This is a genomic window from Stenotrophomonas sp. CASM106, assembly GCF_049384825.1.
Classification (GTDB): domain Bacteria; phylum Pseudomonadota; class Gammaproteobacteria; order Xanthomonadales; family Xanthomonadaceae; genus Stenotrophomonas; species Stenotrophomonas muris.
The window spans coordinates 319,067-333,358 of sequence record NZ_JBMRFS010000004.1 but is presented as its reverse complement, the minus strand read 5'-3'; the positions used below and the strand labels follow the sequence as shown (position 1 = coordinate 333,358).

At 63.7% G+C, this 14,292-nt stretch carries 11 protein-coding genes and 3 pseudogenes; 11 read left to right on the top strand and 3 right to left on the bottom strand.

Features of this window, described 5'->3' with window-relative positions; all coding sequences use genetic code 11:
* The first annotated feature begins 31 nt into the window (after positions 1 to 31).
* The gene (locus VG556_RS12030; RefSeq protein WP_024957954.1) at positions 32 to 661 is read left to right on the top strand and encodes an IS30 family transposase; all 630 of its coding nucleotides are present in this window, start codon (positions 32 to 34) and stop codon (positions 659 to 661) included.
* Positions 662 to 757: 96 nt separating this feature from the next.
* On the opposite strand, the gene VG556_RS12025 is transcribed toward VG556_RS12030, so the two are convergent.
* Positions 758 to 1,663 (bottom strand): LysR family transcriptional regulator, encoded by a 906-nt coding sequence (locus VG556_RS12025; protein ID WP_024957955.1) that lies wholly within the window; start codon positions 1,661 to 1,663, stop codon positions 758 to 760.
* A gap of 154 nt (positions 1,664 to 1,817) precedes the next feature.
* On the opposite strand from VG556_RS12025, the gene VG556_RS12020 reads away from it, so the two are divergent.
* The 10 genes and pseudogenes from VG556_RS12020 to VG556_RS11975 all read left to right on the top strand — a co-directional run bounded on the left by VG556_RS12020 (position 1,818) and on the right by VG556_RS11975 (position 12,320).
* Positions 1,818 to 2,225: a ketosteroid isomerase-related protein gene (locus tag VG556_RS12020; protein WP_024957956.1), complete on the top strand. Its 408-nt coding sequence runs from the start codon at positions 1,818 to 1,820 to the stop codon at positions 2,223 to 2,225.
* 1 nt (position 2,226) lies between these two features.
* A complete protein-coding gene (locus VG556_RS12015; RefSeq protein ID WP_024957957.1) occupies positions 2,227 to 2,835 on the top strand; it encodes a GNAT family N-acetyltransferase in 609 nt (202 codons plus the stop codon).
* Positions 2,832 to 3,722, top strand: a complete 891-nt coding sequence (locus tag VG556_RS12010) for a carbon-nitrogen hydrolase family protein (protein ID WP_024957958.1) — start codon at positions 2,832 to 2,834, stop codon at positions 3,720 to 3,722. The genes VG556_RS12015 and VG556_RS12010 overlap by 4 nt, the downstream gene beginning before the upstream one ends.
* A complete protein-coding gene (locus VG556_RS12005; RefSeq protein WP_050426966.1) occupies positions 3,659 to 3,931 on the top strand; it encodes a metal-sensing transcriptional repressor in 273 nt (90 codons plus the stop codon). Before VG556_RS12010 ends, VG556_RS12005 begins: the two co-directional genes overlap by 64 nt.
* A 59-nt stretch (positions 3,932 to 3,990) precedes the next feature.
* A complete protein-coding gene (locus VG556_RS12000) occupies positions 3,991 to 5,100 on the top strand; it encodes an S-(hydroxymethyl)glutathione dehydrogenase/class III alcohol dehydrogenase (protein WP_024957959.1) in 1,110 nt (369 codons plus the stop codon).
* A 43-nt stretch (positions 5,101 to 5,143) separates the two neighbouring features.
* Positions 5,144 to 5,542 (top strand): VOC family protein, encoded by a 399-nt coding sequence (locus tag VG556_RS11995; RefSeq protein WP_024957960.1) that lies wholly within the window; start codon positions 5,144 to 5,146, stop codon positions 5,540 to 5,542.
* A 181-nt stretch (positions 5,543 to 5,723) separates the two neighbouring features.
* A pseudogene (locus VG556_RS11990) lies at positions 5,724 to 6,248 on the top strand (DUF3422 family protein); the annotation flags it as partial.
* A 161-nt stretch (positions 6,249 to 6,409) separates the two neighbouring features.
* Positions 6,410 to 7,722, top strand: a pseudogene (locus tag VG556_RS11985) (replication-associated recombination protein A).
* On the top strand, positions 7,691 to 9,643 hold the full coding sequence (nhaA, locus tag VG556_RS11980; protein WP_321187947.1) for a Na+/H+ antiporter NhaA: 1,953 nt from the start codon (positions 7,691 to 7,693) through the stop codon (positions 9,641 to 9,643). Before VG556_RS11985 ends, nhaA begins: the two are co-directional and overlap by 32 nt.
* A gap of 25 nt (positions 9,644 to 9,668) precedes the next feature.
* Positions 9,669 to 12,320, top strand: coding sequence for an excinuclease ABC subunit UvrA (locus VG556_RS11975; protein ID WP_053451507.1), 2,652 nt, complete (start codon positions 9,669 to 9,671; stop codon positions 12,318 to 12,320).
* Between the two features lie 80 nt (positions 12,321 to 12,400).
* Here VG556_RS11975 and VG556_RS11970 read toward each other — a convergent pair.
* Positions 12,401 to 13,008: pseudogene (locus tag VG556_RS11970) on the bottom strand (conjugal transfer nickase/helicase domain-containing protein); the annotation flags it as partial.
* 193 nt (positions 13,009 to 13,201) lie between these two features.
* The gene (locus VG556_RS11965; RefSeq protein WP_053451506.1) at positions 13,202 to 14,266 is read right to left on the bottom strand and encodes an alkene reductase; all 1,065 of its coding nucleotides are present in this window, start codon (positions 14,264 to 14,266) and stop codon (positions 13,202 to 13,204) included.
* Positions 14,267 to 14,292 lie beyond the last annotated feature (26 nt).

Below are 14,292 nucleotides of genomic sequence, written 5' to 3'. Positions count from 1 at the left end.
GCAACATGCTTAACCGCTCAAAGCCGGCAAGGTGAGCCACACGACGGTCTACCGGTATGCACGCGAGCTCGGCTTGCACTCGCACTTGCGGCAACCGAAGCGGCGTCGCGGTTACGGCCAGCGCCGCACGGGCCGCTTCGCCGACCGCAAGCCGATTCAGGCTCGACCGCCTGAAGTCGCCGAGCGAAGCCGCATTGGCGACTGGGAAGGCGACTCGGTGCGTCCCGCACGCGGCACGGGCGCGGTGATCACATTGGTCGAGCGGCGAAGCGGCTTCGTGCGCCTGACCTGGAGTCCGGACGGCACCGCCGATGCCGTCTCGCAAGCCATCGAGTGCCGCATGGATCGGCTGGCCGACTACATCCACACCATCACCTTCGATCGAGGCAGCGAGTTCGCCGAGGACCGCAGGCTGGAGAGATCACTCAAGGCTGCGATCTACTTCGCCGATCCGCACAGCCCGTGGCAACGCGGCTGCAACGAGAACCTCAACGGCCTGCTGCCACAGTATTTCCCGCGCAGCCGCGACTTCTCGACCATCACCATGGAAGAGCTACAAGCCGCCGAGGATCGTCTCAACGACAGGCCCAGAAAGAGGCTCGGCTACCTAACCCCAAGCGAGGTATTCTTCAACCCCAACCACATTGCACTTCAACGTTGAATTCGCCGGGGGATTACCATTCAACCGGAGGGGTGAGCCACCGAGCCTCAGTGCCCCGCTTTTCAAGGTGTGTGCCCTACAGAGTCTTGCGACGCGTCAGGGCAAAGCTGGCAACGATCCAACGGCGACCAGCATTTCATCAAATACCGCTCGAACCCTTCCCGGAATTGGGCCACGCTGAGGCCGATAGACGTACAACCCCCATGCCGGAGGTTCTTCGTTCTCCAGCACTTGCACGAGCTTCCCGCTGGCAATGTAGGGGGCGGCCATGTAGTCCGCCAGTTGCGCGAACGCGATCCCGGCCAGCGCCGCTCCCATTTCCATGTCGGCATTGTCGGCGACGAGAGTGGGTGCGGTAGGTGTCCACTGGCGTCCCGCCTTGAAGTGCCAAGGCCAGGGACGGCCGGTATTGATATCCAAGGCCACGGTAACTGGCAGGCTGCTTAGCGCATCGATTTTTGCAGGTACGCCCACTTTCTTGATCAGGCGCGGAGCGGCAACGATGGGGAGTCGCATGTCGGCGGCCTTGCGTGCGACGAAGCGGCTATCGCGCATGAATCCGACCCTGATCCCGACGTCAATCCCTTCGTCAACCGTATTGCTGATGCGATCGGACAGGCGCACATCCAGCGTGATGCCCGGATGACGCTCGGCCACGCGCTCCAGTGCCGGTAGCACCGCTCTGGTGCCCAGGCTGTGCGGTGCGGTGATGCGAACCGTACCGGACAGAGAGGCCTGCTGGTCGGAGCCAGGCGTTCGCCACAGATCCTCGAACTGCTCCAATGCGGGGCGCACTCGGTCTAGCAGCCCTTCGCCGAAGGCGGTGATGCGCACCTGGCGCGTGCTTCGATGAAACAACACCTCGCCGTAGTGTTGCTCCAGTTGCTGGATGGCACGGGTTACACCTTGCGGAGAAGTCCCCAGCCGGGCGGCCGCATCGCGAAAACTGCTGCTTTCGGCCGCCACCCGAAAGATACGCAGTAGTTCCATTTCCTTGTTCATGACGCACGCCTCATGGCCGGTTCTGCTGCTCGTTGATTGTTCCAGATTGTGAAATTATAAAATCGAAACAATTCCATATACAAGCGGGGAGCGGTTGCCCAGACTAACAGCACCCCGGAATGCTCCGCTCCGAACAACCCAATAAGGAACGCGAATGAACGCTGCCACTCTCATCACTGCCTACTACGACGCCTTCAACCGCGGCGACCGCGAGGCCATGCTGTCCATGTTGACCGATGACGTCGCGCACGACTTGAACCAGGGCGCTCGTGAGGTCGGTCGCGAAGCCTTCCGCGCCTTCCTGCAGCGCATGGACCGCTGCTATGGCGAGCAACTGCGCGGGATCGTGGTGATGGTCAGCGCCGACGGCCTGCGCGCAGGCGCGGAGTACGTGGTGCATGGCGAATACAAAGTGACGGACGACGGGCTGCCGGAAGCCAAGGGCCAGCGTTACGTGCTGCCGGGTGGCGCGTTCTTCGACATCCGCGATGGCAAGATCGCTCGTGTCACCAACTACTACAACCTCGGCGACTGGATCGCACAGGTTGGAGGGGACGCCTGAGATGACCAGCGACGTGCAGGTGCTGGTTCGTCGTGGTCCGGACATTGCCGAATGGTTCGATGCCGTGGCAGGCCTGCGGGCGAGCGTCTTCCGCAGCTTTCCTTACCTGTACGAGGGCGACACCGAATACGAGAAGCACTACCTCGCTATGTACGCCCGTTCGGCAGACAGCCTGCTGGTACTCGCGCTCGCTGATGACGTGGTCGTGGGTGCGTCCACGGGATTGCCGCTCGGCGATGCGGAGCCGGCCTTCCACGTGCCGTTCGCCGATCGAGGAATCCCGATGGAGACAGTGTTTTACTGCGGCGAATCAGTCCTGCTTCCGGCCTTCCGGGGCCTTGGCCTGGGCCATCGCTTCTTTGACGAACGCGAAGCGCATGCCCGTTCGTTGGGGGGCATGCAGTGGACATCGTTCGCGTCGGTGGATCGAGCAGACGACGATCCCCGGCGTCCTTCCAACTACCGCAGTAATGATCCCTTCTGGACCCGTCGTGGCTACGTGCGGCAGTCGGACATGAAGGTTACGCTGCCCTGGAAACAGGTGGGTGAGCCGAGCGAAACCGAGCAGACGCTCACGATGTGGCTGCGCCCCCTGGAGAACGCGAAATGAAAGTAGCAGTTGCGAAATACGCCGTGGGTCAGCCCACGGACTTCGAGGCATTCGCAGCGCGGCAGCGGCAGGTTCTGGAGGAGGCGAGCCGTGCCGGAGCGGAACTGGCCGTGTTGCCCGAATATCTGTCCCTCGAACTGGCTGCGATGTTCGAGCCTGGCATCCGCCAGGATTTCAACGCCTCGCTGGCCGCGCTGCAGGCCTTGCAGCCTGCGTGGCTGGACCTGTACACCGACCTGGCGCGCGAGCTGCGCATGACCATTCAGGCTGGTACGTTCTTGACCCGGGTTGGACCGGATCGCTATCGCAACCGCGCGTGGTGGTTTGCGCCGGACGGCACGCGTGATTACCAGGACAAATTGCAGTTGACGGGGTTCGAGAAAGACACTGGCGTCATCGAGGGGGGCGACGAACTCAAGGTGTTCGACCTGAATGGCGTGCGTGCCGGCATCGCTGTTTGCTACGACAGTGAGTTTCCATTGCCCGTGCGAGCCCAGCGAGAGGCGGGTGCACGCCTGCTGTTGGTCCCGAGCTGTACGGACACGAGGGCAGGTGCAACCCGGGTTCGTGTGGGCTGCATGGCGCGGGCACTGGAGAACCGGATGTTCGTCGCACAGGCCGTGACGACGGGAGCCGCTGACTGGAGTCCGGCGCTGGACACGAACACTGGCGAGGCCACGATCTATGCACCCATGGATCGTGGATTCCCCGAGGACGGCATTCTCGCGACTACTTGCGGCACGCAGACATGGGCGATCAGTGATCTTGACGTTGAGGCACTGGAACGAAACCAAGAACAGGCCCAGGTTGCGGTCGATCGTGACTGGGACGGACAGATGTTGCCTGCACTGCGGAAAGCTCGCCACTCGGGTCATCAGGTCGCCTAGCGACTCTTGAGCAAGCGCTTGATGCAGGTGCGCAATGCCCTGCAGCTGCTCAGCAGCTTGCGGCCGTTCGTGGAGCAGTCAACGGATGGATGGAAACCGTTCTGGAGAGCTATCTGCGGGAAGAATTTCCCAGTAGCGAAATCAGGAGCGATTCGCAGAACAAGTCCATTGACGAGACCATCTCTATCGTCCGCTCCTATCTGCGATAGAGGCACCAGGGTGCCCTCGATGAGGGCAAATTCAGTTAGGCAGTAAAGGAAGCGACATCATGAAATCACGTGCAGCAGTAGCCTTCGGGCCAGGAAAGCCGCTGGAAATCGTCGAGATCGACGTCGAGCCACCACGCAAGGGCGAGGTGCTCATCAAGATCACGAATACCGGCGTTTGCCATACCGACGCCTTCACCCTGTCGGGCGAGGACCCCGAAGGTATCTTCCCGGTCGTGCTGGGTCATGAAGGTGCGGGTATCGTCGTGGAGGTGGGTGAAGGTGTGACCAGCGTGAAGCCTGGCGATCACGTCATTCCGCTCTACACCGCCGAATGCGGCGAGTGCCTGTTCTGCAAGTCCGGCAAGACCAACCTGTGTGTCGCGGTTCGCGCAACCCAGGGCAAGGGGCTGATGCCCGATGGTACGACTCGCTTCTCGTACAACGGTCAGCCGGTTTACCACTACATGGGCTGCTCGACCTTCAGCGAATACACGGTCGTCGCCGAAGTCTCGCTGGCCAAGATCAACCCGGACGCCAACCACGAGCACGTCTGCCTGCTGGGCTGCGGCGTGACCACCGGCATCGGTGCCGTGCACAACACGGCCAAGGTACAGCCCGGCGACTCGGTGGCCATCTTCGGCCTCGGCGGCATCGGTCTGGCTGCGATTCAAGGTGCACGCCAGGCCAAAGCGGGGCGCATCATCGCCATCGATACCAATCCGGCGAAGTTCGAACTGGCTCGTACCTTCGGCGCGACCGAATGTCTCAACCCGAAGGACTTCGACAAGCCGATTCACGAGGTTCTGATCGAGATGACCGGCTGGGGTGTCGATCACACCTTCGAGTGCATCGGCAACGTCGACGTGATGCGTTCGGCTCTGGAAGCTGCCCACCGCGGCTGGGGCCAGTCGATCGTCATCGGCGTGGCTGGTGCTGGCAAGGAAATTTCGACCCGCCCGTTCCAGTTGGTCACCGGTCGCACCTGGAAGGGTTCGGCGTTCGGTGGGGTCAAGGGCCGCACTCAGCTTCCCGGCATGGTGGAAGACGCAATGAAAGGCGAGATCGATCTCGCCCCGTTCGTCACCCACACCATGGGCCTGGACGACATCAACAAGGCCTTCGACCTGATGCATGAAGGCAAGTCGATTCGCACGGTGATCCACTACTGATCACCCACTATCCATTCAACATCAGCCACCAAGGAAATCAACCATGTCCAATCCTGTCATTTCCGGCGACGGCATCTTCTCGCACGTCTTCGTCGGCGCCGCCGACCTCCAGGAGTCGACCGCGTTCTATGACGCCGCTCTGGGTGCTCTCGGCATCAAGAACCTCGGTCCTTTCGGCAACGGATGGGTGCTTTTCGGTCGCGAAAAGCCGGCTTTCATCATCGCCCGTCCGGGCAATGGTGAAGCGTCTTCCAGCAACGGCGTGACGGTCGGCTTTGCGGCCGCCACTCCCGCCGAAGTGGACGCCTTCCACGCCGCCGGCCTTGCCGCAGGCGGTACCGACGAGGGCCAGCCCGGCCCGCGTGGCCACCTGCCGGGTGCCTATGCGGCCTACCTGCGTGATCCGGCGGGCAACAAGGTCTGCGCGTACACCTTCGTCTGAAAGCCCGGAAGCTGAGGGCGTTCTGAAAAGGCCAGCACAAGCCTCTAGACGGCCAGCCTATTGGACGGACCGTGTAGAGCGGTGCCCGCTCATGAAGATGGCCCGCAGCCATGTGCCAAACGCATGGCTGCGGGCATTTGCTTTGAAGCGTGTTTTTTCACCAAGAAGAAATGAGGTCGTTGTGAAAGAGCCGGCCAACATCAATACGACGACCGTACACCCCACTGCGACCGCCACCGTGTACGGCATGCCGGCCTATACCGATCGTGCTGCCGCCGCGGGTGAAGTGCACGCGCGCCCGCATCTGTTGATTCAGGCCCCCCGCGGCATATTGCAGCTCGCTTTCATGACCGAAGGCGACCAGGCCAGGGATCAGATGGCGATGAGCGAGTTGTCCCATCGCTTCGGCGTTGCCGAACCCGACCATGCTACGCCGCTTCACGGCGTGACATGGGATGAAGGAGACCTGCACTGCGAAAAGCACACCGAGTTCTCGACGTATCTCTGGTGCGCTTCGCTGGATTCCGAGACGGGAGAGCCGTGCGGCGAAAATCCGTTCAAGCATGGATTTGTTCCTCCCGGCCCGGTCGTATCCGGCATCCGTTTGAGACTTCTTCCGTGGACGCAGGAAACGGAGAAGGAGGTCGATCGCTTCGATCCTGCCAGCCTGTGCTACTCGCTGGTGGAGAACGGCTCAGCGTCGCTTTGAGCTGGGTATGGAACCACAGCATCGGCTACCGCGGCTCTCGCATCATCATGCATGCGATTGCCGACAAAGAGCCCACGGCGTTGGACAAATCCGGCTCCCTGGATTGAGGTGCCAACGTTATCGGAACGTCAACTATCACAGATGCCAGGGTGAGGAACTTGGCCGATCTATTCACGACAAAGCCCAAGCCTCCCTTGGCCGAACTCCTGCGGCCCAAGGCGCTGGATGAATTCGTTGGGCAACGGCACTTGCTCGGCCCCGGCAAGCCGCTGCGTCTCGCGTTCGAGGCGGGCAAGTTGCACTCGTTCATCCTCTGGGGGCCGCCAGGCGTGGGCAAGACCACCCTGGGGCGCCTGGCCGCCAGTGCGACCAACAGCCGATTCATCGCCATCTCGGCCGTGCTGGCCGGGGTGAAGGACATCCGGCAAGCCATCGACGAGGCCCAGGCTGAACTGGACAACCATGGTCGATCGACGGTGCTTTTCGTCGATGAGATCCATCGCTTCAACAAGGCGCAGCAGGATGCCCTGCTGCCCCATGTCGAGTCCGGTCTCCTGACCCTGGTGGGGGGGACGACCGAGCATCCGGGGTTGGCGGTCAATTCCGCACTGCTCTCGCGCGCACAGGTCTATACCCTCGAACCGCTGTCCAGCGACGAACTGAACCAGCTCTACGAACGCGCACTGCCGCATCTCCAGGGCGTCACGCTGGACGCGGACGCGCTTGACCTGCTCAAGGGCTTTGCCGATGGCGATGGCAGGCGCTTCCTCAATCTGCTTGAGCAGGTGACGAATGCGGCGTCGGGCGCTGGCAAGACCGTGGTCGATGGCGAGTTTGCCAGGCTGTCCACCAGTCCATCGCTGCGCAGGTTCGACAAGGGCGGTGACGAGTTCTACTGGCAGCTCTCAGCCTTCCACAAGTCGCTACGGGGCTCCGACCCCGATGCGGCCCTGTATTGGCTGGCCCGCATCCTCGACGGCAGCGGCGACGTAAGCCAGGTGACCCGCCGCATGGTGGTGATGGCCAGCGAAGACATCGGCAATGCCGACCCGCAGGCGCTGCAACTGGCACTCAATGCCGCGCTGGCCTACGACAGGCTGGGCTCACCCGAAGGTGAGATACCGCTGGCCCAGGCGGTGACTTACCTCGCACTGACCCCCAAGTCGAATGCCGCCTATGCGGCCTGGGATCAGGCCAAGGCATTCGTCAAGCGCAGCGGTTCCCAGCCAGTGCCACTCCATCTTCGCAATGCGCCGACGAAGCTGATGAAGCAGATGGGCTATCGCGAAGGCTACCGCTACGCGCATGATGAGCCCAACGGCTATGCCGCTGGGCAAACCTATTTTCCCGAGGGCGTGGCGCGGCCGGGCTGGTACCAGCCAACGGACAGGGCGTCGAGCGAAGGCTGGGAGAAAGGCTTGCTTGGCTGCGCTCGCTCGATGACGCGACGCCGCCAAGCCCGGACGCTTGACCGACATCCCCCCGAAATCGGCCCATTGCTACCTCACGAACTACAGGATAAGAATATGCCAGACGCTTCTCTCGGTGAATCCTCTGCGAATATCAGACGGAGTCGAGTTGCCCGCTATCTACGCACGGAGTCTGGGGCGGCGGTGCTGCTGGTGATCGTCACGGTTGTGGCGCTGGCGTGGGCGAACTCGCCGCTATCCGATGCCTATTTCGGGTTGTGGCACCTGGACGTCGGGTTCAACTTTGGGCCGCTGGGCCTGCACATGGACCTGCATCACTGGGTCAACGATGGCCTGATGGTCATCTTCTTCTTCCTGATCGGCCTGGAGGTGCGTCAGGAATTCGCCCACGGGTCGCTCAGGGACCCCAGCCGTGCCCGTCTCGCCCTGATCGCGGGGGTCGCGGGTGTTGTGCTTCCCGCGCTGGTGTACGTCCTGCTCGTGGGGCTGGCCGGAGGTCAGGGCCTGCACGGGTGGGGGGCGGTGGTCGGCACCGATACGGCGTTCATGCTGGGCACCCTGGCGATCGTCGGTCCGCGGCTGTCTGGTCAATTGCGTGTGTTCCTGCTCACCCTGACCGTGGTCGATGACTTCCTCGCCGTGTCCATCATCGGCATCGTCTATAGCGAGGAGATCCGCGTCGTCCCGTTGTTGATCGCCCTTGCCAGTCTCGTCGGGTTGTGGTTGCTGGGGCGCACCCGCCAGTGGCGGGCAATGCCGTATGTGCTGATCGTGATCGTGCTGTGGCTCGCAACCGTGTATTCCGGCATCCATGCCTCCCTCGCCGGGATGGCCGCGGGGCTGCTGATCCCCGCCTATGCGACGCAACGTCACGGGGTCGTTGCGGCAAGACAGTTGTTCCGTGACTTCTGGCAGTCTCCGAGTGCCGCATCGGCCCGCGCGGTGGACTACGGGCTGTCCCGGGGTATCTCGGTGAACGAGCGGCTGCACGAGTTCCTGCGGCTGCCGACGGCGCTGCTGATCGTGCCGGTGTTCGCCTTGGCGAACGCCGGGGTGGACCTGCGTGGCGGGCTGCTCGCCGAGGCCTTTGGCTCGCCAGTCACGTGGGGCATCATCGCAGGGCTCGTGCTCGGCAAGCTCCTGGGCATCGGGCTCACCACGCTCGTCGCCATCCGTCTCGGCCTGGGCCGGCTGCCCGAGGGCGTCGGGGTGGGGAGCGTGTTCGGTGGGGCGGCGCTGTCCGGGATCGGCTTTACCGTGTCGCTGCTGATCATCGGGCTCGCGTTCGGCACGACCTCGGACCTGGGCCGCCAGGCGACGGTCGGCGTGCTCGTGTCGATGGTGTTCGCCACGTTGCTCGGGTGGCTCATCTTCAAGGTCGCCGCCCAGCGGTGGGGTGAGAAGACCGCGGACCTGCCGATGGTGCTTGAGCCGCCGGTCGATCCGGAGATCGATCACATCCGCGGGCCGGAGGACGCGCAGCTCACACTCGTCGAGTACGTGGACTTCGAGTGCGAGTACTGTGCGCACGCCACCGGTTCGTGGGACGATCTTCGCGCCCACTTCGGTGACGACCTGCGGTATGTGGTGCGCCATCTTCCGCACCACCCGCACGGGCCGATTGCCGCGCGTGCGTCCGAGGCAGCGGCGAACCAGGGGATGTTCTGGCCGTGGCTGGACTTCGTGTTCACCCGTCAGCACGCGCTGGAGCGCGAGGATCTGATCGGCTACGCCGCAGAGCTTGGGCTCGACGTCGATCGGTTCATCGCCGATCTCGACAGCCCTGCGGTGATCGAGCGTGTCGAGCGCGACCTCGCCAGTGCGGTCGCCAGCGGTGCGCACGCCACGCCGACGTTCTTCGTCGAGGGTCGCCGCCTGCGCGGCAGCTACGACGCCCGCTCTGTCACCGCAGCACTGGAAGCCAGCCGCCGCGGCACCCGAACTCAGGAAGTCCCGTCCTGAGCGGGACGAACTACAAGTCAAGAACATGCCAAACAATTCTTTCGGTGAATCCTCTTGTGCCGCTGCGGCCAGCGGCCTCGTGCAGGTGCGTGGCGCGCGCGAGAACAACCTCAAGGAGGTGGACGTCTCCATCCCGCGTAACGCGCTGGTGGTGTTCTCGGGTGTCTCCGGCTCCGGCAAGTCCTCGCTGGCCTTTGGCACCATCTATGCCGAGGCCCAGCGGCGCTACTTCGAGTCGGTGGCTCCCTATGCGCGGCGACTGATCGACCAGGCCGGCGTGCCGGACGTCGATGCGATCGACGGCCTGCCGCCGGCGGTGGCGCTGCAGCAGCAGCGAGGCTCCAGCAACGCGCGTTCCTCCGTGGGCAGTGTCACCACCCTGTCCAGCCTGGTGCGGATGATGTATTCGCGTGCCGGCGCCTATCCGGCCAACCAGCCGATGCTGTACGCCGAGGATTTTTCGCCCAACACGCCGCAGGGAGCGTGCCCGACCTGCCACGGCCTGGGCCATGTGTACGAGGTGACCGAGGCGAACATGGTGCCCGACCCCTCCCTGAGCATCCGCGAGCGGGCGATCGCCTCCTGGCCCCCCGCCTGGCAAGGCCAGAACCTGCGCGACATCCTGGTCAGCATGGGCTACGACGTTGACCGACCGTGGAAGGACCTGCCGAAGAAGGATCGCGACTGGATTCTGTTCACCGAGGAAACACCGACGGTGCCGGTGTACGCCGGCCTCACGCCGGCCGAGACCCGCGCCGCGCTCAAGCGCAAGATGGAGCCGAGCTACATGGGCACCTTCACCGGCGCCCGACGGTATGTGCTGCAGACCTTTGCCAACACCCAGAGCGCGCTGATGAGAAAGCGCGTGTCCCGGTTCATGGAGGGCAAACCGTGCCCCACCTGCCACGGCAAGCGGCTCAAGCCCGAGGCGCTGTCGGTCACGTTCGCCGGCGTGGACATCGGCGAGTTCATGCAGGTGCCGCTGGACCAGTTGGCGGCCTTGCTCGAACCCATCGCCCAGGGCGATTTCCGCGCCCATGCAGCGGGGGCGGCTACGGACAAGGAAGCGACCCTACGCGACCGTGCCGAACGCGCGGCCTCCGGCCGCGCCGTCCATGCGGTATCGCCCGACGTGCGCCGCACCTCGGCGCTATCGGAAGAAAAGCGCCTCGCCGCGCAGCGCCTGGCCGGTGGCGTGATGGCGCGCCTGCGTCAACTGCGTGGGCTGGGTTTGGGTTACCTGACGCTGGACCGAGCCACGCCGACGCTTTCAGCCGGCGAGTTGCAGCGCCTGCGGCTGGCGACGCAATTGAGTTCCATGCTGTTCGGTGTCGTGTACGTACTCGACGAACCCTCGGCGGGCCTGCACCCCTCCGACAGCCAAGCCCTGTACGACGCGCTCGACCGTCTGCGCGAGGCCGGCAACTCGGTGTTCGTGGTGGAGCACGACTTGGACCTGATGCGCCGTGCACAATGGCTCGTGGATGTCGGGCCGGATGCCGGCGAGCGTGGCGGCCGCGTGCTCTACAGCGGCGAGCCGGATGGCCTGCGCAAGATTGCCGAATCGCGTACTGCACGCTACCTGTTCGATGAGATCCCCGCGCCGGGAAGCCGGGCACGCGAAGCGACCGGCTGGCTGGAGCTGCAGGACATTCACCGCCACAACCTGCATGGCGTGAATGCGCGCATTCCGCTGGGCGTGCTGACGGCCGTCACCGGCATCTCCGGCTCGGGCAAGTCCAGCCTCGTCGCGCAGGCCCTGCCGGAGCTGGTGCTGCTGCACCTGGGCCACGAGCCGGAAGACGATGCGGCCGAAACCGCCACCAGCGAAGGGCCGACAGTGATCGAAGCGACTGGCGGTCGTCTGGCAGGCGACGTGGACGCCATACAGCGAATGGTGCAGGTGGACCAGAAACCGATCGGGCGCACGCCGCGGTCGAACCTGGCCACCTACACCGGCCTGTTCGACCATGTGCGCAAGCTGTTCGCTGCCACGCCCGATGCGCGACGCCGCCGCTATGACGCCGGGCGCTTCTCGTTCAACGTCGCCAAGGGGCGCTGCGAGACCTGCGAGGGCGAGGGCTTCGTCAGCGTGGAACTGCTGTTCATGCCCAGCGTGTACGCGCCGTGCCCGACGTGCCATGGCGCACGCTACAACGAGGCCACGCTGAAGGTGCAATGGAACGGGCGCAACATCGCCGAGGTGCTGCAGATGACCGTGGACGAAGCCAGCGAATTCTTCGCGGGTGAAGACGCTGTGGCAAGGCCACTGCAACTGCTGCGCGATATCGGACTGGGCTACCTGCGCCTGGGGCAACCGGCCACCGAGCTTTCCGGTGGCGAGGCGCAGCGTATCAAGCTGGCGACCGAGCTTCAGCGCAGCCAGCGCGGCCGAAGCCTGTACGTGCTCGACGAGCCGACTACCGGGCTGCATGCGTCGGACGCCGACCGGCTGCTGGTACAGTTGCAGCGCCTGGTCGATGCCGGCAATACCGTAGTGATGATCGAACACGATATGCGCGCGGTGGCCCAGGCCGATTGGGTGATCGACGTGGGGCCTGGTGCAGGCGCTGCCGGCGGCAGCATCGTGGTGGCGGGCTCCCTTCAGCAGGTGGCCCGAACGTCTGGCAGCAGAACCGCTCCGTTCCTTGCACAGGAGTTGGCGCGGGCCGAGTAGCTCAGTTCGCCAAATGTTGCCAATTTTCGCGGGGACTTGATCGTCGCCACACGACGGTGGCGATCAATGCCCGAATCGCGTCATCCTTCCTGAGTCAGAGCAAGATGGGGGTTGTTGGGCGGTATTTCGGCGAGTGCCAAGGACCCATCTTCGAGGAGGTAGCCATGCAGTCGGCGGGACTTCCTCGGGCCCGTGACTTCACAGGTCCAAGTGTTCAGTCCTGGGCTGCTTTCGATGTAGCTGCAGCTTCTCGAAGCTCTTCTGCACCCACTGCCAATCCTGTTGATTCTCCTGCTTGGCGAGTGCGGCCACTTCGGGATGCTCCTGCGCATAGCGTGTGGAACACACCCGGGCTGACCAGGCAGGCCGTGTCATTCACCGTATGCACGAGTACCTTCGCGTCGTTGATGATGAACCGTCGTGAGGCGATTCCCTGCTTCAGCCAAACCATGAACTGTTCCCCGGATGGCTTCGTTGCCGATGGCCCAGGCGTAGGCGCGGGTGCAGGCGATGGAATGGACGTCGCGGCTGTTGCTGGCGCGGGGGTGTGGAGGAACTCCTCGGCATCCTGGCCAACGCCGGCCGAATCACCCAAGCCCACCATCGCGAGCAAATCCTCCATGACGTCGGGCACGGGCTGGGCTGCGGGCGGTGAAACGATGGTGGTGCTGTCGCCCTCCCAAATCGGCCTCGGCACTACCTGAGCCGGAGACGATGTACGAGTTCGGCGGGCGGCGAAGCAAACCGAGGCAACTTATCAATTAAAGATCGTGATGGCGCACAACACTCGGTAGACGCCATCGATTCACAGCTTCGCAAGATCGAAGGGCAGAGCCTTGGGTATAAAGTGGCTCGTTTCTTCGGTCTTCTGGGGCGGTGACTTACGCGACCTGCAGTGTCGGATAGTCTGTATAGCCCTTGGCGCCACCTGCGTAGAACGTGTTGGAGTCAGGCGCGTTCAGCGGTGCCTTGGCCCTGATGCGTGCGGGCAGGTCCGGGTTAGCCAGGAAGGCGGTGCCAAAGGCCACAGCGTCAAGCTTACCTTCGGCAATAGCTGCTTCTGCCTCATCAGCGCTGTAACCCATATTGCCCACCAACACACCCTTGTACTTTTCACGCGCTACGGGCATGACATCGGCCTTCTGCACGCCGAAGAAATCGGCGCGCATCACGTGCAGGTAGGCTAGCTTGAAGGCATTGAGCCTATCGGCCACGAAGCCGATGAAGGCCAGCGGGTCGCTGTCTTTCATGCTGTTGAAGCTGTTGAGGGGCGACAGGCGCAGACCCACACGTTCGGAACCGATCGCCTGGGTCACGGCAGTGAGTACCTCGAACAGCAAACGTGCACGGTTTTCCGGCGATCCGCCGTAAGCATCGGTGCGCTGGTTGGGCGTGTCGCGCAGAAACTGGTCAATCAGGTAGCCGTTGGCGCCGTGTACTTCCACACCATCAAAGCCGGCGGAAATGGCGTTGCGTGCGCCTTGAGCAAGCGCAGCCACGATGCCGGGAATCTCTTCGACGGCCAGGGGGCGGGGCACCGCGTGCGGCACCTTGCCTTGGGGCGTGTGGATCTCACCCTCAATAGCGGTGGCGCTGCTGGAGACAATGGGGGCGCCATCGGCAGCGCCAGGGTAGGCTGCGCGGCCAGCGTGCCAGATCTGCATGAAGATGCGTCCGCCCTTGGCGTGCACCGCGTCGGTCACCTGCCTCCAGGCTGCAATCTGCGCGTCGTTGTAGATGCCAGGCTCATTGACGAAGGCCGATGTACCGGGCGCCACCATGGTGCATTCGGAAATCAGCAGGCCGCCGGTGGCTCGCTGGCTGTAGTACTCGGCCATCAGCGCGTTGGGCATGTGGCCAGCGTCGGCACGGGCGCGTGTCAGTGGTGCCAGAAGGATGCGGTTGGGCAGGTTGAGAGAACCTACTTGAAGTGGATTGAATAGCATGTGGATGAAAACCCAGATTAGTGAAC